This window comes from Micromonospora taraxaci (assembly GCF_007830095.1).
Taxonomy (GTDB): Bacteria; Actinomycetota; Actinomycetes; order Mycobacteriales; family Micromonosporaceae; genus Micromonospora; species Micromonospora taraxaci.
In genome coordinates this window covers 3,020,572-3,043,396 of the sequence record NZ_VIWZ01000001.1, presented here as the reverse complement: position 1 = coordinate 3,043,396, position 22,825 = coordinate 3,020,572, and the positions used below count along the sequence as shown (strand labels likewise).

Annotated in this window: 19 protein-coding genes and 1 pseudogene; 6 read left to right on the top strand and 14 right to left on the bottom strand. The window is 70.0% G+C overall.

The features are described from left to right. The 8 genes and pseudogenes from FHU34_RS14070 to FHU34_RS14035 form a co-directional block, all read right to left on the bottom strand. Nucleotides 1-1,293: an ABC transporter substrate-binding protein gene (locus tag FHU34_RS14070; protein ID WP_145780521.1), complete on the bottom strand. Its 1,293-nt coding sequence runs from the start codon at nt 1,291-1,293 to the stop codon at nt 1-3. 39 nt (nt 1,294-1,332) lie between these two features. Continuing rightward, a complete protein-coding gene (locus FHU34_RS14065) occupies nt 1,333-2,172 on the bottom strand; it encodes a carbohydrate ABC transporter permease (protein WP_088989072.1) in 840 nt (279 codons plus the stop codon). A gap of 1 nt (nt 2,173) precedes the next feature. Beyond that, the gene (locus FHU34_RS14060) at nt 2,174-3,109 is read right to left on the bottom strand and encodes a carbohydrate ABC transporter permease (protein ID WP_145780518.1); all 936 of its coding nucleotides are present in this window, start codon (nt 3,107-3,109) and stop codon (nt 2,174-2,176) included. Next, nucleotides 3,106-4,209, bottom strand: a complete 1,104-nt coding sequence (locus FHU34_RS14055) for a LacI family DNA-binding transcriptional regulator (RefSeq protein WP_244311668.1) — start codon at nt 4,207-4,209, stop codon at nt 3,106-3,108. The genes FHU34_RS14060 and FHU34_RS14055 overlap by 4 nt, the downstream gene beginning before the upstream one ends. Before the next feature lie 192 nt (nt 4,210-4,401). Then, nucleotides 4,402-6,041: pseudogene (locus tag FHU34_RS14050) on the bottom strand (ABC-F family ATP-binding cassette domain-containing protein). A 211-nt stretch (nt 6,042-6,252) separates the two neighbouring features. After that, on the bottom strand, nt 6,253-6,432 hold the full coding sequence (locus FHU34_RS14045) for a hypothetical protein (protein ID WP_145780516.1): 180 nt from the start codon (nt 6,430-6,432) through the stop codon (nt 6,253-6,255). Nucleotides 6,433-6,446: 14 nt separating this feature from the next. Continuing rightward, the gene (locus FHU34_RS14040) at nt 6,447-7,187 is read right to left on the bottom strand and encodes an alpha/beta fold hydrolase (protein WP_145780515.1); all 741 of its coding nucleotides are present in this window, start codon (nt 7,185-7,187) and stop codon (nt 6,447-6,449) included. After that, on the bottom strand, nt 7,184-7,813 hold the full coding sequence (locus tag FHU34_RS14035; protein WP_145780513.1) for a TetR/AcrR family transcriptional regulator: 630 nt from the start codon (nt 7,811-7,813) through the stop codon (nt 7,184-7,186). Before FHU34_RS14035 ends, FHU34_RS14040 begins: the two co-directional genes overlap by 4 nt. A gap of 140 nt (nt 7,814-7,953) precedes the next feature. On the opposite strand from FHU34_RS14035, the gene FHU34_RS14030 reads away from it, so the two are divergent. Further along, nucleotides 7,954-9,057, top strand: coding sequence for an aldo/keto reductase (locus FHU34_RS14030; protein ID WP_145780511.1), 1,104 nt, complete (start codon nt 7,954-7,956; stop codon nt 9,055-9,057). Nucleotides 9,058-9,141: 84 nt separating this feature from the next. Here the strand turns inward: FHU34_RS14030 and FHU34_RS14025 are convergent, their stop codons facing one another. The 4 genes from FHU34_RS14025 to FHU34_RS14010 all read right to left on the bottom strand — a co-directional run bounded on the left by FHU34_RS14025 (nt 9,142) and on the right by FHU34_RS14010 (nt 13,662). Continuing rightward, on the bottom strand, nt 9,142-10,107 hold the full coding sequence (locus FHU34_RS14025; RefSeq protein ID WP_145780509.1) for an alpha/beta hydrolase: 966 nt from the start codon (nt 10,105-10,107) through the stop codon (nt 9,142-9,144). 77 nt (nt 10,108-10,184) lie between these two features. Then, nucleotides 10,185-11,081 (bottom strand): acetyltransferase, encoded by an 897-nt coding sequence (locus tag FHU34_RS14020; RefSeq protein WP_145780507.1) that lies wholly within the window; start codon nt 11,079-11,081, stop codon nt 10,185-10,187. Nucleotides 11,082-11,238: 157 nt separating this feature from the next. Beyond that, a complete protein-coding gene (locus tag FHU34_RS14015; protein ID WP_145780506.1) occupies nt 11,239-12,435 on the bottom strand; it encodes a low temperature requirement protein A in 1,197 nt (398 codons plus the stop codon). Nucleotides 12,436-12,633: 198 nt separating this feature from the next. Continuing rightward, entirely contained in the window at nt 12,634-13,662 is a 1,029-nt protein-coding gene (locus tag FHU34_RS14010; RefSeq protein WP_145780504.1) for a glycoside hydrolase family protein, read from the bottom strand. A 318-nt stretch (nt 13,663-13,980) separates the two neighbouring features. Between FHU34_RS14010 and FHU34_RS14005 the strand changes: the two genes are divergently transcribed. The 5 genes from FHU34_RS14005 to FHU34_RS13985 are packed head-to-tail and all read left to right on the top strand — an operon-like array spanning nt 13,981 to nt 19,762. After that, nucleotides 13,981-15,021: a LacI family DNA-binding transcriptional regulator gene (locus tag FHU34_RS14005; protein ID WP_145780502.1), complete on the top strand. Its 1,041-nt coding sequence runs from the start codon at nt 13,981-13,983 to the stop codon at nt 15,019-15,021. Between the two features lie 20 nt (nt 15,022-15,041). Next, nucleotides 15,042-16,667, top strand: a complete 1,626-nt coding sequence (locus FHU34_RS14000; RefSeq protein ID WP_145785583.1) for an FAD-dependent oxidoreductase — start codon at nt 15,042-15,044, stop codon at nt 16,665-16,667. 12 nt (nt 16,668-16,679) lie between these two features. Continuing rightward, on the top strand, nt 16,680-17,954 hold the full coding sequence (locus FHU34_RS13995) for an ABC transporter substrate-binding protein (RefSeq protein ID WP_208744997.1): 1,275 nt from the start codon (nt 16,680-16,682) through the stop codon (nt 17,952-17,954). A 10-nt stretch (nt 17,955-17,964) separates the two neighbouring features. Next, complete coding sequence (locus FHU34_RS13990) at nt 17,965-18,930, top strand: carbohydrate ABC transporter permease (protein WP_145780498.1); 966 nt, start codon at nt 17,965-17,967, stop codon at nt 18,928-18,930. Further along, the gene (locus tag FHU34_RS13985; protein ID WP_145780496.1) at nt 18,920-19,762 is read left to right on the top strand and encodes a carbohydrate ABC transporter permease; all 843 of its coding nucleotides are present in this window, start codon (nt 18,920-18,922) and stop codon (nt 19,760-19,762) included. Before FHU34_RS13990 ends, FHU34_RS13985 begins: the two co-directional genes overlap by 11 nt. A gap of 42 nt (nt 19,763-19,804) precedes the next feature. Here FHU34_RS13985 and FHU34_RS13980 read toward each other — a convergent pair whose 3' ends face one another. After that, nucleotides 19,805-22,243, bottom strand: coding sequence for a M48 family metalloprotease (locus tag FHU34_RS13980; RefSeq protein ID WP_145780494.1), 2,439 nt, complete (start codon nt 22,241-22,243; stop codon nt 19,805-19,807). Next, on the bottom strand, nt 22,240-22,755 hold the full coding sequence (locus FHU34_RS13975) for a hypothetical protein (RefSeq protein WP_145780492.1): 516 nt from the start codon (nt 22,753-22,755) through the stop codon (nt 22,240-22,242). Before FHU34_RS13975 ends, FHU34_RS13980 begins: the two co-directional genes overlap by 4 nt. Nucleotides 22,756-22,825 lie beyond the last annotated feature (70 nt).

The window sequence follows — 22,825 nt, the reverse complement described above, 5'->3', positions numbered from 1 at the left end:
TTACCTCGAAACCTGCTTGCCACCGTCGACCAACTGCGTACCGAGCTGATCGATGGTGATCTTGTTGGCGAAGTACTGCTGGAGAGCCGGGGTGGCGTACTTGGTCTTCCACTCCGGGTAGCCGTCGGCCTGCTGGAACGGGGCGACGGTCAGGTCCTTGGCGCTGGCCGCCGCGACGTCCCAGCCCTGCTTGCCGGCGGTCAGCTTGACCAGTTCCTCGTTGGCCTGCTTGCCGGTCGGCACCAGCCAGTCACCCTTGGCCAACGCGGCCATGTTGGTCGGGTTCAGGAAGTACTCGAGGAACTGCGCGGCCTGCTTCTTGTGCTTGCTGTCCGCGGAGACCGACAGCGTCTGCGGGTTGGCGGCCTGCTTGGCGGAGAGTCCCTTGAGCGGCGGCAGCGTGACCCACTCGAAGCCGGCCGGCGCCTGCTCGACCATCTGCTGACGCAGCGACACCGAGCCGGGCAGCATCGCGTACTTGCCGCCGAAGAAACCGGGCAGGGTGTCCGCGCCGCTCATGCCGAGCGCCTCCGGGGAGGCCGACTTGGCGGTGTAGAGCATGTCGTGGATCCGCTTCGGGATCTCCTTCTCCCCGTCACCGACCTTGACCTCGGCGCGCCGGCCGTCGCCGTAGAAGAACGTGCCGTCGTAGTTGAGCGCCAGGTTGAGCACCCGGTTGGTCGGCGACTTCAGCGCCCACGCCGCGCCGTACTGGCCGGGCTTGGTGAGCTTCTGTGCGTTGGTCTGGAACTCGTCCCAGGTCCACCCGCCGTCGGCCGGCGGCACCGCGACACCGGCGGCGTCCAGCAGCTTCTTGTTGGCGATGACGACCTGCGACTCCAGCAGGAACGGCACGCCGGTGACCTTGCCGTCGACGGTCGCGGTGTCCCAGATGCCCTTGTCGATCTGACCCTTCAGGTCGTCGGAGACCAGGTCGGACAGGTCGGCCAGGTAGCCCTGCTTGCTGAACTCACCGATCGAGGACGCCTCGTAGTGCACGATGTCCGGCGCGTCGCCCCCCTCGAACGACGTGAGGAGCTGGTCGTGCACCGAGTTCCAGTCACCCTGGACGTACTCGACCTGGATGTCCGGGTGTTCGGCGTTCCACTTGGCGACCAGGTCCTTGTTGACCTGGAGCGACTCCTTCTGCCAGGCGAGGCTGAGGAAGCGCAGCTTGGCCGGGCCGGAGCTGGCCTCGTCGTCGCCGCCGGCACCGCACGCGGTGAGCGCGCCGAGGCCGACGACCGCGACCGCGGCGCCCGCCGCGAGTCGACGGAATCGGGTACGGAGCATGGGGGTTACCTCCTTGGTGGTGGTGGTTGGGGGGACGCCTCAGCCCTTGACCGCACCCGCGAGCGACCCGGACGAGAGCCGGCGCTGCATGAACGCGAAGAAGATCAGGCTGGGCAGTGTGGCGAGCAGTGAACCGGCGGCCAGTGGCCCCAGTCGGGCGGTGCCCTCGATGCCGACGAACCGGGCCAACGCCACCGGCAGGGTGGCCAACTCCGGGGTCTTGATCAGCACCAGCGCGAAGAAGAACTCATTCCACGCCGAGATGAAGGAGAACAGCGCGGTCGCGACCAGGCCCGGGGCGAGCAGCGGGAAGACGACCCGCCGCAGGACCTGCACCCGGCTCGCGCCGTCGACCGAGGCGGCCTCCTCCAACTCGCGGGGGATGTTGCGGACGAAGCCCTGCAACATCCACAGCGCGAACGGCAGCGCCCAGACCACGTAGATGAGCACCAGTCCGGCGTGCGTGTTGGCCAGGCCGACCTGCCGCAGCACCAGGAAGATCGGGATGATCAGCAGCACGAACGGGAAGAGCTGGGACAACAGCACCCAGCCCAGCGCGGCGGTGCCGAGCTTGGAGCGGAACCGGGCCAGCGCGTACGACGCCGGCATGGCGACCAGCACGGTCAGCACCGCCGAGGCGAGCGAGACCTGGAGGCTGTTGAGCGCTGCCCGGCCCAGCTCCTGCTCGGTGAAGGCCTGGACGAAGTTCTGCAGTGTCGGGTTGTCCGGGATCAACGTCGGGTGCAGCCGGACCAGCTCACGCGGCGGCTTGAACGCCGTGGAGAGCAACCAGACCAGCGGGAACCCAAGGAAGATCAGGTAGCCGGCGAGGGCCAGGTACTGCAACGTCCGGCTGGTGCGGCTCGGTTTTCCGAACATGTCAGTTCGCCTCCCTGAGCCGACGACGGAGATAGACGGCGAGCAGCGCGATGATGAGCACGACCATCACGTTGCCGAGCGCGGCGGCGTAGCCGTAGTTGCCGTAACGGAACGCCTCCTCGTAGGCGAAGAGCATCGGCAGCATCGTCTTGCCGCCCGGCCCGCCGGCGGTCAGTACGTAGACCAGGCCGAACGAGTTGAAGTTCCAGATGAAGTCCAGCGAGGTGATGGCCACGATCACCGGCGCCAGGGCGGGAAGCGTGACGTGCCGGAACCGGTGCCAGGTGCTCGCCCCGTCCACCGCCGCCGCCTCGTGCAGCTCACGACCCACGCCCTGTAGACCGGCGAGCAGGACGACAGTGGTCTGCGGCATGCCCGCCCAGACCCCGACGATGATCACCGCAGGCAGCGCGGTGCTGAAGTCGCCGAGCCAGTTGGTCCGCAGCCCGTCCGCGCCGACGCGGTGGAAGAACTCGTTGATCAGGCCGGCGTCGGGGTGGTAGACGAGCTTCCAGAGGATGCCGACCACGACCGGAGGCATCGCCCACGGCACCACGGCCAGCACCCGGGCCACGCCGCGGAACCGCAACTGCTGGTTGAGCAGCAGGGCCAGCCCGAGGGCGAGCAGGAACTGCAGGACCGTCACCCCGACCGCCCAGAGCAGGCCGATCTTGAACGAGTTCCAGAACAGTTCGTCGCCCAGGAGTTCCCGGTAGTTGGCGAGGCCGGTGAAGCTGACCTCGACGTTGCGCCCGGCCCGGGCGTCGGTGAACCCGAGGTAGATGCCGCGCAGCAGCGGAAACACCGACAGCACCAGGATCGGCAGCAGCGACGGCAGGAGAAGGAGGTAGATGGTGGTGCGGTCGGACCGGAACCGGTTCGGCCGGCGGGCCGGTCCGGCCCGCTCGACGTCCGGCCGTTCGGTCAGGGTGGTCATGCGGTCACCCCTTCGCTGGACGGGTGGGTGGTGGTCGGTGGGGAGTCCGGTGCGGCGGAGCGGGGTGCCGGCAGCGTCGCTGCGCTGGACGCGCGGACGGTGAGGCTCGGCGGCACCTGCTCGCGGCGCGGCGGCAGGGTCGCGTCGGCGATGCGTTGCAGGAGGAGTTCGGCGGCGCGGCGACCTCGCTCGGCCGAACCGAGCGAGACGCTGGAGAGCTGGGGGAACATCATCCGGGCCAGTTCGGTGTCGTCCATGCCGACCACTGCGACGTCCTGCGGCACCCGACGACCGGCGGCCAGCAGGGCGTGCAGCGCACCGACAGCGATCAGGTCGTTGGCACACACCAGCGCGTCCGGGTCGGTGCGGGCGAGAAGCCGCTCGGTGGCTGACCGGCCGGCCGCGTACTGGAAGTCGCCGACCTCGACCAGTTCCTCGTCGAGCGCGATGCCGTGTCGGGCCACTGCGGCCCGGAATCCGGCGTCGCGCGCGGCGCCGGGAACGGTGTCGAGCGGACCGTTGACGAAGCCGATTCGACGCCGGCCGGTGGCGACGAGATGGTCCACGGCCAGCGCCACACCCTGCCGAGAGTCGGTACGCACGTTGTCCACGGCGGCGTCCGCGCCGAGTTGTCCGACGACCACCACCGGCACCGGGCTGTCCACCAGCGCGGTCAGGTGATCGTCGGTGACCCGGATCGGCGAGACGATCATCCCGTCCACGTAGCGGTTGGCCAGCCGCCGCAGCAGGGCGGTCTCGTTGTCGATCCGCCCGCCGGTGGCGTGCACCAGCAGCTGCCGCCCAGAGGACGCGACCACCGCTTCGATGGCGCGCATCATCTCCACGTACACCGGGTTGCCGATGTCCTCGACCGCGAGCGCGATCAGGCCGGTGCGCTGGGACTGCAACGAACGGGCGATCGCGTTGGGCACGTAGCCCACCTCGGCCGCCGCCTCGCGGACCTTGCGGATCGTCTCGGGGCTGCCGCCGACGCCGTTGAGCACCCGCGAGGCGGACGCGATGGACACGCCGGCGCGGGCGGCAACGGTGTGCACCGTGGGCCGGCCGTCAGCCGGTTCCTGTAAACGTTTACGACCCACGTCCGGCACCTCCACCCGATAGCTGTAAACGTTTCCGGGGAGTCTGCTCCGCGAATGGCGGAGAGGTCAACCCCCCGTTACGAAAACGTTTCCAACCCCCCGGACCAGCAAACCTGCCCCGCGCCCCTCAGCTCCCGGTGATCAAGAGGTTTGCGTCACGACACGCCGGGCGGGATGACGCAAAGCTCTTGATCACCGAGGCGGGGTTGGGGTCACTGTCAGTTCTCGGCCGGGCCAGCGGGCGCGGAGTCGTCGGTCGTGGCTCGCCACGACGACCGCACCCGGGCCGGTGTTCAGGGCCTCCTCCAACTCGTCACAGAGCGTCGGTGAGAGGTGGTTGGTGGGCTCGTCCAGCAGAAGCAGCTCCGGCGGGTCGGCCACGAGTACGGCGAGGGCGAGCCGGCGACGCTGTCCCACCGACAGGTCGGCGACAGGCCGATCGAGATCCGCCGACGCGAGCAGCCCGAGCGACGACAGCGGCACCGTCTCGGCCCGCTCCGCCCCGACGACGTCGGCGTAGACGCTCCGGGCTGTCCGCCGTGGACGGTCGAAGACCGTGTCCTGGGTGAGCAGCCCGACGCGCAGACCCGGCCGTCGTCGCACGGTTCCGCTGCCGTGCAGCCGGCCGGCGAGGACGGCGAGCAGCGTCGACTTTCCCGCACCGTTCGGACCGCTGACCACGAGTCGGTCGCCTGCCGTCACGACGAGGTGGTCCACCCGCAGCCGACCGAAACCTCCAACATCCGAACCGTGACGATCGGCTCGTCGCCGACACCAGGGGCGAACGCAGGCGGAGTCGCAGGCGGGTGGAAGCGCAACGGCTCCGGTGGCGCGGCGACCTGGTGCCGTTCCAACACCTCCAGGCGACGGGCGGCATCCCGGACCCGGCGGGAGATCTGATTCTGCACCCGGCCGGCGGTGTGCCCGTACCCCATCTTCTCGCTGTCGCGGGGAGCCCGCCCGTGCGCGACGTGATGCCCGTTCACGGCGGCGGCCTCGCGCAGTTCGGCGAGCTGCGCCTGTTCCTCGTCGTAGCGTCGGCGCCAGCGTTGCGCCTCGGCCCGCTTGGCGGTCAGGTAGGCGGTGTAGCCGCCGCCGTGCCGGACCGGCCCGTCGACCGCCGGGTCGAGGTCGACGACGTCGGTGCAGACCGCGTCCAGGAACGCGCGGTCGTGACTGGCCAGGACGATCACCCCGGGCATGGCCCGCAGTTGGTCCTCGCAGAACGCGGCCGCCGCGTCGTCGAGGTGGTTGGTGGGCTCGTCGAGCAGCAGTGCGCCCGGCCGGCGGATCAGCATCGCCGCGAGGGCGAGGCGGCCACGTTGCCCACCGGAGAGTGCGGCGAGCGTGCGGTCGTGGGGAATCGCGCCGAGGCCGAGGCCGTCGAGCACGGCCTGGGCACGCCGGTCGGCATCCCAGGCGTCGCGGTCCTGCGCCCGTTCCAGAACCTCGCCGTACGCGGCCAGCAGCCGGTCGTGGTCCTCGGCGCCCTCCGGCGCAGCGGCGAGGGCGGTGCCGATCCGGTCCAACTCGGCGAGGTCCGATCGAGCTTCGCGGAGCGCGTCATCGAGGACCGTGGTGATGGGCGCAGACGGGGTGAAGGGCATCTCCTGGTGCAGGAAACCGACATCCGGCGGGCGGGTGACGGTGCCGGCGTCGGGTTCGTCGACGCCGGCAAGGACCCGCAGGAGGGTCGTCTTGCCGGTGCCGTTCTCACCGATCAGGCCGATCCGGTGGCCGGGCGCGGCGGTCAGGGAGACGCCGTCGAGCACTCGACGGGTGCCGCGGACGCGCACCAGCTCATGGGCGACGAGGGCTGGTCGAACAGACATGGGGACCTCGGGGATGGGAGATCCGGGCGCACACGGGTGGCCCGGCGGGAGCAGGGCATGACGACGAGGGCCGCGGCGACTGCGGCGCGATCACGCGCCCGTCGGCGGCCGGTCCGGGTTCTCACCCGGAGATGTCGTCGTCACCTGCCACGCCTGCTCCGATCTCCGGCAATTCGGCCGCAAGGGTAACTCGGCGGTCTCCGGCCCTGGCTCAGCCTCCACCCATGCTCGACGAGCTGTTGTCCGACGAGTTGCCCGGTCGCGACGTGTATCGGCCCGTCAGACGGCCGGCCCGCGCGCGGCGTCCCAGCAGGCCGATGATCGTCAGCAGCAGCATGGCGAAGAGCACGACCCCGCCGCACAACAGCCCTGTCGTCGTTCCCCCCGACACCTCCCGTCCCCCTCTCAGCCGGTCGCCAGTAGCCGGGCGATCGTCGCCGGTTCCGCCAGGTGCGGGAAGTGGCTACCGGGCAGCACTGTGACGTCGACCTCCGGCAGGGCCTCGGTCAGCCAGGCCAGGTAGCGGGCCGGCGGCTCGGACGAGGTCACCCAGCGGTAAGGGATCTTCCGCTCGGCGATGGACCGCAGGTCGCGGAACCGCTCGGCGGCGATGCCCTCGTCGGACCCGTGCAGGATCTCGCCCCAGTAGCCCAGCAGCAGGTCCGGCCGGGGGTCGGTCGCGGTGGCGACGATCTCGCGCGCCTCGGCCGGCAACGACTCGATGCCCATGCTGGCCAACTGGGCGTCCCACACCCGCCGCCACTCCGGGCCGCGCAGCGTCGGCTCGGCCTGGCGTACGGCCACACCGAACGGGCCGGGCAGCAGGATCTGGTCCAGGTTCACCACGCCACGTACCGGATAGCGCGCCGCGTAGGTCGTGGCGACCACCGCGCCGACGGAATGCCCCACCACGATCGGCGTGGCGAGGCCCGCCTCGGTCACCCGGGCGTGCACGACCTCGGCGACCTCGACCATCCGGTAGGACGCCCGCCGGGGTGAGTCGCCGTGACCGGGCAGGTCGAGGGTGAGGACCTGCCGGTCAGGATCGATCGCCGCGAGTTCGCGGCGGACCGGGCCCCACTGTCGCTTGTCGTACGTCAGGCCGTGCAACAGCACCAATGGTGGTCGGTAGTCGTCGTCATTCATGGCCGCGCTTCTCCCGGGTTCCGATCATCTCGGCGGCTTGCCCGCAACGAGTCGATGGTGAGGTCGAGGGCCGCCTCGAGGTGGTCGATCTTTCCGGTGGAGAGCAGTAGCAGTACGCCGCCCTGGATGCCGGCCAGGAGCGCCGCCGCCGCGCGGTCGGCGTCCACCTCGGGGGCGATGTCGCCGGTCGACTGCATGTGCCGCACGCCCTCGGCGATCTTGTCCTGCCAACGCCACATCAGCCCGGTGACGATCGCCTGTGCCCCCGGCGCGCGCCGGCCGGTCTGACCGAGCAGACCGTTGAGCGGGCATTTCACACCCTGGGCGAGGTAGCGCTCGATGAGCCGGTCGCGCCACGCCGTCCAGGCCGGCCAGGACGTCAGGTTGCTGAGCATCGGCTCCTGGTCGACGAGCACCTGGTCGGCCTCGTGCTGGGCCACCGCGAGCAGCAGTTCCTCCTTCCCGTCCGGGAAGTAGTGGAAGAGTTGACCCTTGCTGGTGCCGGTGTGCGCCATCACGTCCTCGAGGCGTACCTCGTCGACGCCGCGCTCGCGGATCTCGGCGGCCGCGCCCGCGACGATCCGCGCCCGGGTCGCCTCGCCCTTGCGGGTCAACGCGCGTGTCATGAGACCTCCGTCACCAGCATCCGCCCCCAACTGCCGGTCCAACCCTAGCCCCAGGTTTGGACTTGCAGGTCCATTTTTGGCGAGCAAAGGTCTGGCAGGCGGTCCGCCAGGGGCCGGCACGTGATCGGGAGGACGCAACGATGAACCACTATTACCTGCTCGGGCGGTCCGGTCTGCGAGTGAGCCGGCTGTCGCTGGGCACCATGAACTTCGGCGTCGACGGGTTCCACGCCGCGTACGGCAAGACCGAGGAGGAGTCGGAGCCGATCTTCCGCCAGTACCTGGAGTCGGGCGGGAACTTCATCGACACAGCGGACTTCTACACCGCCGGGGAGAGCGAGAAGATCCTCGGCCGCCTGATCGACCGGGCCGGCGTCCGCGAACGGCTCGTGCTGACCAGCAAGTTCACCAACACCGTCGACCCGAGTGACCCGAACGCGAGCGGCAACGGCCGCAAGCACATCATGCGGGCAGTGGAGGCGTCGCTGAGCCGGCTCGGCACCGACTACATCGACCTGTACCTGCTGCACACCTGGGACCGGATCACCCCGATCGAGGAGGTCGTGCACACGCTCGACGACCTGGTGCGCGCCGGCAAGATCCGCTACGCCGGCCTCTCGGACGTACCGGCCTGGTACGCGGCCCGCGCGCAGAGCTACGCCGAGGCGCACGGCCTGACCCCGATGATCAACCTGCAGCTGCCGTACTCCCTGGTGAGTCGGGGCATCGAGGCCGAGTACACGGCGATGGCCCAGACCATGGGCATGGGGCTCACCGCGTGGAGCCCGATCGCCAGCGGCCTGCTCAGCGGCAAGTACCGGCGCAGCGACGCCGGCCTGAGCGGGACCGGCCGGTTGACCAACCCGGACGCCGGAGGTCGCCAGGTCAGCGCCGGCGAGTGGAAGGTCATCGAGGCTCTGGAGAGCGTCGCCGCCGACCTGGGCCGCAGCATGGCCCAGGTCGCGATCAACTGGGTCGCCACCCAACCCTCCGTCGCCTCGGTGATCATCGGGGCGAGCAGCGCCGAACAGGTCAGCAGCAACTTCGAGGCGCTCGACTTCGAGATCCCGGCCGACGCCCGCCGCCGGCTCGACGAGGCCAGCGCGCCGGAGCTCGGGGTGCCCTACGTGATGTTCACGCCGCAGTACCAGTCCTGGGTGGTGAGCCCCGGCCTCGGCATCGGCGACAAGCCGGCCGGCTACGCCCCGCCGGTGCTCAACGCCGCCGCCCAGCCCGCCGAGTGACGTGCTGTTGAGCGGTATACCTCAGAGTCATAAATATGCCTCTGAGGTATACCGCTCGCTACCGCGACCGCTCCGGCGACGGCGTCACCGACCGAGCGGCACATCTGTCGCCGGAGCCGTCGCGTTTTCGTAGAGCGCGACGTACCGCCGCCGCCACTCGTCCCCGTCTGCGCCGAGGTTGAGGGTGTTGTGTTCGACGCCCAGCGCCTCGGGCAGTGCGCAGACCCGCAGCGGCACCGCGTTCGCGTCGGCGATGCGGCGCGGCACGTCGACTGCCGCCTCGAGGTCCACCACGCCGTCGAGCGGGCTGATCACCACCGCCACGCCCCGCAGGCCGGTGCGTCGAGTCGGGCGCGGCAGGGTGCGGGCGATCGCCAGGTACTGGGTGACGGCGGCGAGGGAGTACCCGCGCGACGTGACCCGGTCCCGGAGGACGCGACGCCCGTACAGCTGAATGAGGGGTCTGACCGCGTAGGCCGGCGCCTGTCGCGGATTCGGACCGAAGAACGGCGACAGCACCAGCAGGCGGCGTACGGCGGCGCCGGGCACCTGAGCCAGCCAGGTGGCGAGCACGGCACCGCCGGAGATCCCTACGACGCCCACGTCGTCGCCCAGGGCCGCCGCGATCGCCCATGCCTGCGCGGCGTACGTCGTCAGCTCCTCGGCCTCGACCCGGTGGTGGGCCTGCCGGTCGACGGTCCCGTGCTGCGGTGCCCGCGGCACCCAGACGTTGTAGCCCCTGTCGAAGAACTCCTGGGCCAGTTCGTCGTACTGCTCCGGCGCGAGGGTGTATCCGTGCAGCAGCAGGACGGCCCGGTCGGTACGGGAGCCGTGGCTGAGCAGACGGCTTCGCGACTCGGGCCGGACCTCCGGGTCCGTCGTCTCGTTCGCGACGTGGGCATCGGCGGCACGGACGGCAGTGTCGAAGTCGAGTGGTTGCGCGGGCGCGAGGCGGCGGCCAGGACGCCGTACCGGCCACAGCCAGAGTCCGGCGACGGCCGCCACGACCAGCGCCAGTCCGCCGACGACGAACGCGATGATCTCCGGCATGGGCAGAATGGTGGCAGGGATGGCCGTTGTCGCTGGCCGAGGGGTGCGCCCCGGTGACAGGGCGCACCCCCGCCCGGCTATTCCTGGGAGTTCGGCGGTGCGAAGGTCACCCGGGTACGCAACTGCCGGAACCCGGTCCGTTCCAGCTCCGCCAGCACCGCCACCCGGTGCGCCTCGACGTCGGCGATGACCTCCCGGGCGCCTCCGGCGACGAGCACCCGGACCGCCTCGGCCAGCAGTTCGGGCCGGGCCGCCTCGTCGAGGAGGCCGAGATAGGCGAGCAGCGGGAAGCAGGCGTCCCCGGCGGTGCCGACCAGGCCCACCGGTCGGCCAGCCTCCGTCGCGACCCGCCATCCCTGGACCGCATCCCCCAACCAACCGAGGGGGTCGGTGGCCAGGTCGATGCCACTGACCACCCGTGCGGTCTCGACGCCGGTCAACACGTCCGGCTCGGCGATCCGGGCGACCAGGGCGTTGATCTCCGCCGCGTCGGCGGGGGTACGGAAGTCGTAGCGCCCCGAGGACGCCGGCAGCGGTGCGCCGGTCCAGGAGCACCGGATCCGTTCCTCCCGCTCGACCAGCCCGGCGAGCTGGGCGGCGGCCATCGGTGCCCGCACCACGGCCAGCACCTCGGGTCGACGCCGCCAGTGCGCCGGCAGAGCGGCGTAGTACAGACCGGGACCGCCGAGTGCCTCGTGGGCGGCGCGCAGCAGCGCGGCGCCCACCTCCGGCTCGGCGTCCAGATCGAACCGGTCCAGCCAGGGGGCGCCGATGGCACCCGGTGGGAGCAGCCAGGCGGCCCGGCCGACCACCCGGTCGGCGCGCAGTGCGACCCAGGTGGTCTCGGGCCGGTAGCCGCCGCCGGCGACCCCGTCGGCGTAGGCGACCTGGCGGAGCTGGGGCAGCGGGTCGGGCATGGAGTCGAACACGTGTTCCTCGCCCGCGACGAGCGGACGGATGACGAGATCTGTCATGGCGTGGTCCTTCGGGAAGCGAACGCCCCGGGTCAGATCCGCGCGGACGCCGGAGCGCGGAGGGGGCGCAGAACATCGGACATTGTTCTGACCTCCTCCCGGCTCGACGGCGTGCGGACGACCCTACGCGGGACGGTCGGCGACCCGCAAGGGACCGTCACAGCGTCGGGTTGGTCTCCGACCCGCGCTGGTGGGCCCGCTGGTCCAGAACGGTTATGCCTGCGAGGATCACCGCCACGGTGACCGCCACGGCGACCGGCGGGAGCAGCACCATGGGAACCGCCCCCACGACCAGCGCCGCCACGCCGACAAACAATGCAGGGCAACGTGGCTTGGCGCGACTGCCCTTCTCCAGGAAGCCGCGCCCGATCAGGAACAGCACCGGGCCGCCGAAGACGATGACCACCAGAGCCCAGTCGATCGGTGGATGCGGATCCTCGATGATCTGCCCGAAGCCGACCGCGGTGCAGATGATGCCGCCGACGATGAGCAGCAGGCTGTAGCTGGCCCCCCGGGACAGGTCGATCCCCTCCCCGCTCGGAGACGAGGCGTTCCCAGAACGGACGTGGTAGAAGTAGATCCTCCAGAACGCGACGACCGCCACGAACGAGGCGACGAGGGTGATGGTCCCGTCTCGGGAGAAGCCCGGGAAGCTGACCGCGGCACCGGCTTCGAGCACCACCTCGGCGAGCGCGATCATGAAGAACTGGTTGTACCGCTCCGCGAGGTGCGCCTGCGAGACGGTGACTCCCAGGGAGTTGAGCTGGAGCCCGCGCTTGCCGGGCAGGGGGTAGGTGATGGCGGCACCGACCAGCTCGATGGCGAGCGCGAGAGTCCAGAAGACGCCCCGACCGAGGCCACCGCTGATGCCACCGCTGATCCAGAGCACACCCGAGGCCAGGTGCCAGGTCAGGATCCGGATCGAGAACCCCTGCACCGGGTGACCCCGTAGGGCGAACGCCAGGAAGAGCGGTCGACCGACCTGGATGATCACGTAGGTGACGGAGAAGACGACACCCCGTTGCCCGAAGGCCTGCGGCAGGGAGACCGCCAGCACCAGCGTGCCGAACATCGTCGCCAGCAGGAAGGCCTGGAGTTCGGGACGGCGCGGGTCGTAGGTGCTGGACAGCAGCGCGTTGAGCGACCAGATCATCCACATCGCCGTGAAGAAGAGGACCGTCTGGCCCGCCTCGGACAGCAGCGTGTGCCGGACGATGGTCAGGTCGTCCGCGACCCGCCCGGCGAGGCGGGCGAGCGCGAAGACGTAGACGATGTCGAACAGCAGTTCCAGGACGGTCGCCGAGTTCGGGCTCCGGCTGTCCCCGAGCCCTCGGAACACGGCACGCGTCGACACGGACGGCGGGACCGCTCAGCCGGCCAGAGCCGCCGACACGGGCACGCCGGGGTGACGACGGTGCTCGGTGAATCGCCCCGCTGCCGTCACTCCGGGCCCCCTCACCGAACGGTCCCACCCGATCACTGTGAGTATGTTACCGATTCTTAATCCGTTTTCGGGGCTTATGGCCGCATCACGAGTGCGGGATCGGTGCGGTCAGACCGCCCGGGCGACGCAGATCCTGGCACCCAGACGCGGACCCGCCTCGTAGATCATGTAGCTCACGCCGCCGTCGGTGCCGAAGCTGGGCGACGCGACCCGACCGTCGTCGGAGGCGATCGGGCTGTGGAACACCCCGAGGTGCACCTCCCGGTCGAAGGCGTTGCCGACCTCGGTGAGGTGCATCCGCCCGTCGCCGCCGTGGTAGACGACGTACGCGGTGCCGTTGCGGGTGAGCAGGTGCGGGGCGGAGATGTCGCTGAGCCCGTCGCCGGCAGGTGAGATCAGCGGCTCGGGTGCGAACCGCCACTGGTCCCAACCGTTCGGCGACCACCCCCAGAAGATCTTCCGGGTGCCGGGCCGGACGGTGTGCGCTCCCATGTAGAGCATCACGTACTTGTTGGTCAGCCCGGTGACCCGGTGCTCGAACACCCGGGCGTACGACGTCTCGGTCGTGTTCGGCACGAGCCTGGTGCTCAGGATCGGCGTCTCGTCACCGAAGGTGATGCCGTCTCGGGACCGGGCCACCCGGGTGGTGGTGTTCTCGCCGTGGAAGTAGAGGAAGAACTCCCTGCTGGAGGCGTTCCAGACGACGTGCGGCGACGAGACGTGGCTGACCGTCGTGGTCGGTAGCACCCGGTCGACGATGGGGTTGCCGGGGTGCTCGGTGTACGGGCCTTCGAGCCGGTCGGCGTAGGCGAGGCAGATCCCGCCGGGCGAGTCGTGGGGGGCGTAGTAGAGGTAGTAGCGCCCCTTGGCACCGCTGATCTTGTCGTAGACCCCACGCACGCAGGGGAAGATCGTCTCGCCGGTGGGGTTGTAGGCCAGCGGACTGTCGAACGCGTCGCGGACGTACCGGTAGCTGGGGAAACCGGCCGGGCCCGCGAGGGCCGGTGCGCCCGGAAGCAGTGCGCCGGCACCGCCGGCTGCGGAGGCGGCGCCCAACAGGGCCGCGCCGCGCAACAGCCCACGTCGGCTGAGCTCCGTGGGCCGACCGATGGGCGGATCAGGGTACGCGTGTGCCATCTGGTTCTCCGATCGTGAGGGGACGCTCGTCGACCGCGGAGCGCGGGTGGGGTGGCGATGCGGCAGCACGGAGACACGGACAAGGTCGCGGCCACCATCACTGTCAGTGATATGGCAGCCAGGCCGGCAACCCTTGTCGTCATCGACGAGTCTGGCGGCGTCCGCAGTCGACCGTCAAGGTGCTAATACGAATTATCGAGCGGCATTCAGCAATTGAACTTCTGCGCCCAAGGGTCTTGACGGCGACCTCGGATGGCCGCACCATTTCACCTCACCGACGCTAATGCGTATTACCTCGGTAACGATTGGACACAGAACGTGACTGGTTCGCGCAGGCGAGTCACCCAGCACGACATCGCCCGGATGACCGGCGTCAGCCAGGCGACCGTCTCGCTGGTGCTCAACGGCCGCGACGACGGCAACGTCAGGATCGCCCCGGAAACCCGGGAGCGGGTGCTGCACGCCATCCGCACCACCGGTTACGTCGCCGACCCGGTCGCCCGCCGTCTCGCCGCGCGGCACAACCGCATCCTCGGCGTGTTCACCTACGAACCGGTCTTCCCGACCGGCACCGGGGACTTCTACCACCCGTTCCTGGTCGGCATCGAGGAGTGCGCCGAACGGCTCGGCTGTGACCTGCTGCTGCTCACCAGCGCCCCGGTGTCGGGCGGCCGACGGCGGATCTTCCACGACGACAACCGGCTCCGGCTGGCCGACGGCTGCGTCCTGCTCGGACGATCGCTGGACCACGACGAGTTGACCCGGCTGGTCACCGAGGGTCAGCCGTTCGTCTCGGTCGGCCGCCGCGACAACGCGGGCGGGCCGGTGCCGTACGTCGGCGCCGACTACCCGACCGCCACCGCCACAGTGGTACGCCGTGCGCTGGCCGCGGGTCACACAGCGCTGGCCTACCTGGGACAGGGCGCCGGCCCCGAGTCGCACGCCGACCGCATGCGCGGCTTCCGTACCGCGCTCGACGAGGCCGGACACACACCACGGCACCTGCCGACCACCGACCGCTCCCCCGCCGAGTTGCTCGACGCCCTGCTCGCGGCAGGCGTCACAGCGGCGGTCGTCGAGGAGTACGCCGACGGCGTGGCCATCGCCCAACTCGCCCGCGAACGCGGCCTGGACGTCCCGGGCGACCTGTCCATCCTGGCGCTCGGCGACCCCACCCGACCGGCCAGCACGGACATCGACTTCACCGGCTTCCGCATCCCCCGCCGGGAGATGGGGTGGCAGGCCGTCGAGGTGCTGACCGGGCTGCTGGAGGCGGACCCGGACACCGTGCCCCAGCGGCTGGTGCCCTGCCAACCCGTCGACGGCGCCACCCTCGCGCCGCCGAAGGTGACCCCGTGAAAGGACAGCTCTTGCCAGACATGCAGGCCGAAGTACTGATCGTCGGTGGTGGACTCGGTGGCGTCGCGGCAGCCCTCGCCGCGCTGCGCGCCGGCCGTTCGGTGGTGCTCACCGAGGAGTACGACTGGCTCGGCGGTCAGCTCACCAGCCAGGCCGTACCACCCGACGAGCACTCCTGGGTCGAACAGTTCGGTGTCACCGCCAGCTACCGGAGGCTGCGCAACGGCATCCGGGACTACTACCGCGCCTACTACCCGCTCACCGATCGTGCGCGGCAGGCCACCACGCTCAACCCCGGGGCGGGGCACGTCAGCCGGCTCTGTCACGAGCCACAGGTCGCGGTCGCGGTGCTGGAGGCGATGCTCGCGCCGTACCGGGGCGCCGGTCGGCTGCGGCTGCTCCAGCCGTACCTGCCGGTGGGGGCCGACACCGACGGCGACCGGGTGACCGGGGTGACACTGGCACACCGGGACAACGGCGAACAGGTGCACGTCGTCGCGCCGTACGTGCTGGACGCCACCGAGACCGGCGAGCTGTTGCCGCTGACCGGCACCGAGTACGTCACCGGCTTCGAGTCGTGCGGCGAGACCGGGGAGCCGAGCGCGCCGGACGAGGCGCAGCCGACGAACATGCAGGCGTTCTCGGTGTGCTTCGCTGTCGACCACGTCGACGGCGACCACACCATCGATCGGCCTGCCCGGTACGACTTCTGGCGGGCGTACCAGCCGCCGTTCTGGGGCGACCGGATGCTGTCCTTCCGATCCCCCAACCCGCGCACCCTGGAGATCTCCGAGCGCAGCTTCACCCCCAACCCGGACGACGACCCGTGGTTGGTGATGGCCGACCAACGGCTGAGTCCGGGCGACGGTAACCTGTGGACGTTCCGTCGGATCGCCGCTCGGCGCAACTTCCTGCCGGGCAGCTACGACAGCGACATCTGCCTGGTCAACTGGCCGATGATCGACTACTTCGAGCAGCCGCTGATCGACGCGCCCGACCCCGCCCACCACATCGCCGCGGCCCGCGAGCTCTCCCTGTCGGTGCTCTACTGGCTGCAGACCGAAGCGCCCCGCGCCGACGGAGGCACCGGCTTCCCCGGGCTGCGTCTGCGGGGCGACGTCACCGGCACCGGCGGCATCAGCACCGGCGGCGACGTCACCCACAGCGGTCTGGCCCAGGCCCCCTACATCCGTGAGTCGCGACGTATCCGCGCCGAGTACACGGTCGTCGAGCAGGACCTCTCCCTGGCGGTACGCGGCGACAAGGGTGCGGTCAGCTACGCGGACGCGGTGGGCGTCGGCATGTACCGCATCGACCTGCACCCGTCCACGGGTGGGGACAACTACGTCGACGTGGCCTCGTGTCCCTTCGAGATCCCGCTCGGCGCCCTGATCCCCCGGCGGGTGGAGAACCTGCTGCCCGCCGGGAAGAACATCGGCACCACCCACATCACCAACGGTTCGTACCGCCTGCACCCCGTGGAGTGGAACGTCGGCGAGGTCGCCGGTCTGCTCGCGGACTTCTGCCTGGCCCGGCGGGTCACCCCCCGCGCGGTGCGCTACACCCCCGGCCTGCTGGCCGAATTCCAGAACCGCCTCGCCGACGAGGGCGTCGAGCTGCGCTGGCCCGACATCGCCGGCTACTGAGGGAGAACCCTGATGAGGAAACGGTTGACAGCCGTCGTCGCGCTCGCCGCGATGCTCGGCCTGAGCGCGTGCGGCGGCGGCGACAGTGCCGGCTCCGACGGCCCGGTCTCGCTGCGAATGACCACCTGGTCGGCGAACGAGGCACACCTGAAGTTGTTCAACGAGATCGCCGCGGAGTACCGGAGCAGCCACCCCAACGTCGCGGAGATCACGTTCGACCCGATCCCGTTCGAGAGCTACACCACCACCCTGACCACCCAGATCGCCGGCGGGAACCCGCCGGACCTGGCCTGGGTCCTGGAGAACGCGGCTCCCGACTTCGTCTCCTCGGGCGCGCTGCTGCCGCTGGACGACACCCTGCGCGCTACCGACGGGTACGCCTTCGACGAGCTGGCGCCGTCCGCGACGAAGCTGTGGCAGTCCGACGGGAAGCTCTACGGGTACCCCTTCTCCACCTCGCCGTTCGGCATCTTCGTCAACACCGACCTGGTCAAGGCCGCCGGCGCGAAGAGCCCGGCCGAGTTGATCGCCGCCAACTCGTGGACCTGGGAGAACGCCGTGACCACCGCCTCGGCGGTGGCGACGAAAACCGGCAAGGCGGGCCTTGTGGTACGCGACTTCGACTACAAGGGTTGGGACAACCTCTCCACCATCTGGACGGGTTGGGGTGCCCAGGCGTGGAGCGCGGACGGCAGGACCTGCGGCTTCAACGCCGGCGAGATGGTCGACGCGATGACTTTCCTGCACAAGGCGATCTTCACCGCCAAGGCACTGCCCGGCCCGGGTACCGCCGCCGATTTCTTCGCCGGCGAGGCCGGCATGACGATCACCCAGATCTCCCGGGCCTCGCTGCTGGAGAAGCAGAAGTTCGGTTGGGACCTGGTGCCGTTGCCGGCCGGCCCGAAGGGTGACTACTCGGTGATCGGCCAGGGTGGCATGGGCGTGTTGAAGAAGGGCAAGAACGCCAAGGTCGCCGCCGACTTCCTCGCCTTCCTCACCAACCCTGCCAATTCCGCCAAGCTGGCGCAGTTCTTCCCGCCGCCGCGTACCCCGCTGCTGACCGCCGCGACCCTGGCCAAGACCAATCCCCTGCTCAAGCCGGAGCAGTTGCAGAGCGTGGTCATCGACGGGATCGCAGGCGGCGTGGTGAAGCCCAACCACACCGGCCAGGCCGAGCTGAGCCAGGCCGTACGGTCGGCGCTGGACCCGATGTGGAAGCCCGACGCGGACGTGCGGACCGTCCTCGACGGGGTCTGCTCGGCGATCAACCCGCTGTTGGCGAAGTAGGGGATCAGCGATGCCGGTCCTCGTGGACGACGTGGCGGGTCGGGTCGAACCCCGGCCCGCCCCGGGCGGCGCAGCGGCCCCCCGACGACGCGGATGGTGGACGAGTCGACGACGGGACCAGTTGGCCGGCCTGCTCTTCGTGACACCGCAACTGGTGGGCTCGGCCCTCTTCGTGCTGCTGCCGCTCGGCCTCGTGGTCTGGTACAGCCTGCACGAGTGGAACGTGCTCGCGGACACCTTCGACTTCGTGGGCACGGAGAACTACCGCGAGTTGGTCGACGACCCGAAGCTGCCGGGCGTACTCCGGACGACCCTGTTCTTCTCCGTCGGCCTGGTCGTCCTCAACCTCGCCCTGGCCCTGCTGCTCGCCGTGTTGCTCAACCAACGGCTGCGCGGCACAGTGGTGTTCCGGACGTTGTTCTTCTCCCCGGTGGTGGTCTCACTCGTCGCCTGGACGATCGTCTGGGGTTTCCTGCTTCAGGACAACGGCGGCGTGAACGGGGTGGCGGGGGCGGTCGGACTGGACGGCCCCAACTGGCTGCGCGGCGAGTGGACCGCGCTGCTGTCGGTGATCGTCGTTCAGGTGGTCAAGAACGTCGGCCTCAACATGGTGCTGTTCCTCGCCGCGTTGCAGGGTGTCCCGGCTGAGCTGTACGAGGCGGCCCGGGTCGAGGGAGCGAGCCGCTGGACCCAGTTCCGTCGGATCACCGTGCCGCTGATCAGCCCGACCATCCTGCTGACGTCGATCATCACAGTGGTCGGCGCGTTGCAGGTCTTCGCCCAGATCGCCGTGCTCACCCAGGGCGGACCGGGCACCTCGACCACAGTGCTCGTCTACTACCTCTACCAGCAGGCCTTCCAGTTCCACCAGTTCGGCTACGGCTCGACGCTGTCGGTACTGCTGTTTCTGATCGTGCTGACGCTGACCGTCGTGCAGTGGCGGATGCGCAGGAAGTGGGTCTTCCATGAGCAATAGGCTGCCGTTGCGGGCCCGGATGGCGATCTACGGGCTGATCTGCCTGCTGGCCGTTCCGTTCGTCTTCCCGACCTGGTGGATGGTCACCTCGTCGTTCAAGCCGGTCGGTGACATCTTCGCGTTCCCCCCGTCGCTGATCCCCACCGACCTGAGCTTCTCGGCGTACCGGCGGGTGTTCGAACTGCAACCGTTCGCCCAGCAGTACGCCAACAGCGCGTACATCGCGGTGGTGGTCACCATCGGCACCCTCGCCGTCTCGTCGCTGGCCGGCTACGCGTTCGCGCGGATCCGGTTCCGGGGGCAGCACGCGCTCTTCCTGGTGGTGCTGGTGGGCCTGCTGATCCCCAGCGAGGTGACCATCGTGCCGCTGTTCCAGATGTTCAACTCGGTCGGCCTGATCGACACCCACTGGCCGTTGATCCTGGTGCCGATGCTCGGCGCGCCGAGTGTGCTGGCGACCTTCATCATGCGGCAGTTCTTCGTCACCCTCCCCGGCGAGTTGGAGGAGGCGGCACGGGTGGACGGCCTGGGCCGGCTCGCGACCTTCTGGCGGATCGCGCTGCCGCTGGCCCGTCCGGCGCTCGGCGCGGTGGCGATCTTCACCTTCCTGCACAGTTGGAACCTCTACCTGGAACCGATCGTCTTCCTGTCCACCCCGGAGAAGTTCACCCTGCCGCAGGCGCTGACCCAGTTCGTCGACGCGTACGGCGGGCCCATGTGGGACGTGCAGCTCTCGGCGGCCTCAATGACCGCGCTCCCCGTCCTGGTCGTGTTCGTCATCGCGCAGCGGCAGTTCATCGAGGGCCTCGCCCACACCGGCCTGAAGGGCTGACGCGCCCGGGTGTGTCCACCTGCCCCCTCGAATCTCGTGGCGTTAGCCGAAGGTGCGCCGGAGCCAGTCCTCGTAGGCGAGAGGCAGGATGAGCACACTCACGTAGACGGCGAACACCACGAGCAGGATCAGCAGCACGGTGGTGACGGCCCTGCCGAGCCGCCCGGTCGGCCGGGTGGTCGGGACAATCCGCGGCACTCGGCGCCGATAGGCGGCGCCCAGCGCCCCGGCCAGGACCATGACCGGACCAGCCAGAACGACGCCGTTGACGGTGATCTCGAGACCGACCCGGGAGAAGGACTGGGCGTACAACAGGCCGAAACAGCGGGCCGGCTCGGGCGAGAAGTCCCAGACGTTGACGTGGCAGGCGATCGGGTCGGTCACGAAGAAGATCACCAGAGTGGACAGCGCCGCCGCCGTCGAGCCGGCGAGAACGGCCAGGGCCGGCCGGTACGGGCCGGGCCGGGCCACGATCACCCCCATCACGACCGCGACGACGACCTCGGCGACGGTGACGCCGGCGGCGGCGTAGATCTCGAAGAAGGGAACACCATCCACCACCTCCTGCTGCTGCCGAACCCAGCTTGGTAGTGCGGCCCTGGCCGCGAACGGCATCACGGCTCCGAGCACCGTCACGCATGCCGCACCGATCGCGCCGACGGCGAGCGCGTACCCCACCCTGAGCGGCTGATCATCCGCCGTACCACGGATCCGGCAGCGGCGGATGATCACCGGAGTCAGCCAGAGCAACGTCAGGAAGGGCAGCGTGAACGGGTTGAACACCAACCGGTACGCGGCGTCGAACCGCACCTCCGCCCACCTCGCGATGCCGCCGTACCAACCGATGTCCGCGCCAGCCGCCGGCAGTCCACCCCAGCGGATGGCGAAGCCGGTCTCGAGTTTGCTGGTAGGCAGCCAGACGGCGAAGAGGAGGGCGCCGACGAGAGCGGCAACCACCACCACGGCGGGCATGGCCCACGACGCGGGCGCCGGCGCGGTGAGTACGCCTCGGGCCGTCGACGTGATCCAGGCGGCGACCGCTACACCACCCGCCATCAACAGCAGGATCGAGACGACCCAGGCCGACGGGCTGTCCGCGATGCCCGAGGCCCCCGCGATGGCGGCCACCTGAAGAGACAGGTGCGAGCCGCCCGCGAAACCGGCGACGAGCGCGGCCGGACCAACCACCCAGCTCAGGGCCGACGGCGCCCGGACGGGCTCGATCGCGACGGCCCGCCAGATCGCCACCGCGAGCAGTGCGACGGCGACCGCGCCGACGAGGACACCGACCGCCGCGTACGCCAGCCGAGGATTGGCCAGCAGGTTGATGCCCACCAGGAAGCCGGCGTTCGAGCAGACCAGACCGGCCGCGATACCAACGCCTGCCAGCTCCCACAGACTGGTGGTGGACAGCAGTCGATGATCCACCACCGTGGCGAGCCGCCGGCGCGGATCCGGGTGGGTGCCCCACCTGCTCCATCGGTGTTTCAGCGGTGGCAGACGCCCCAGGACGGCTCGCAGTGCGTCCCCGTCGCCGCGGCCCGCGGCGAGGACGTCGGCGTACGTCTCCCGCTCACGCAGGATCGCGTTGCGCGTCAGGTACACCACTGCGGTCAGCACCAACAGCGAGACGAGGCGATATGTGGTCTGGCCCGGATACGCCACGAGCTGCACGTCGCGCCAGTGCCAATCGAGTGGTGTGCGGAGCATCTCGGGGTGCAGGGTCAGAACGAGGTAGGGCAGGAGGGCGACCGCGACGAACGCCCGCCAGATACCGATGGCCAGATAGGTCCGATCCACGTCCTCATGACGCAGGTGCGCCAGCTCGTGCCGCACCACCGCGCGGAAGGCGGGCCGGTTGGTGGCGTGCAGGACCAGCAGACCGGCATCGAGCTGCACGTATCGGTGCCAGGGCAGACCGAACGCCTGGCCGCCGGTTGTCCGCGTGAACGGTGCGATGCGCCAGTCCGGTGACCTACCGAGGCCCATCTCGCGGCTAAGCTGTTCCAGGTGACCCCACAGCTCCGGTGCGGTCGCCTCCGACAACCGCTTCAACCTGCGCTGGCGCACGATCCACCAGGGATGCGACAGATACGACGTGAGCGCCAGGCCGATCAGCAGGGCGACGCCGCCGGCGATGAAGGCCAACTGGTCGAGGAGCACGGGGGCGAAGCAGTCGCTCATCCGGCGGTCGGCCGCGTCCGATCTCCGGAGGTCCTCCTCGGTGACCACCGGGACGTCGGACCAGCCCGGGGCTGCGGATCGTTCCGCTTCGCAGGCGCTGATGGCCGTCGTCAGACGATCGAGCCGGTCGGGAACGAACGTGTAGAGGGTGAGGAAGACGAACCCGCTGGTGGCCAGGACGACGGCGACCAGAAGCGCGAGTCGCAGCGTGGACGCCGCCGGTGCGAGAACCGGAGGGGCCGGTTGTGGCGGTGCCGAGTGAGGTTCGTCGCGTACCGGGGCAGCAGACCCGGTCACGCCGGCCCACTGCCACGGTGCCCCTGTCCCACCACGGCATCAGCGATCAGCTCGGCCTGATCGGCGGGGACGCCACCCTGACGCGCCACGCGCTCGACGATCCGACGGATCTGGTTCCACTGCTCGGCGGTCAGCGTCAGCGGCTCATCCTCGTCGGGGGCGGAATCCGGGCGACGAGAGATTCCGAACAGGCGTCGGATGCCGTCGGCCGTCGCCTTCACGCCCTTCAGCGCCGCTTCGGTGACCACGTAGCGGACCACCTCGCTCATCGCGGCGAGGAGAGCTGGCGTCACGATCACCGCGAGCTCGGGCAGCCCGAACGCGAGCGGTCCGCCGACGGTGCCGTTACGGGCGAAGGCTTTCGGATCGGCGAAGTAGGCCGCGCTGAGCAACGGGAAGAGCTCGTCTCGCTCGGCTGGTGAGAACTCCCGCACCAACGGCCACGCGAGATCACGTAGTAGGGCCTCATCCGGGTCAGCGCTCATGAGATCCTCCCCGACCCCGGCGATCATCGATCCGAGCAGCGTCGAGCATAGTGGATGCGGTCTATCACTGACGGTGACCGGGAGGCGATCGAAGCAC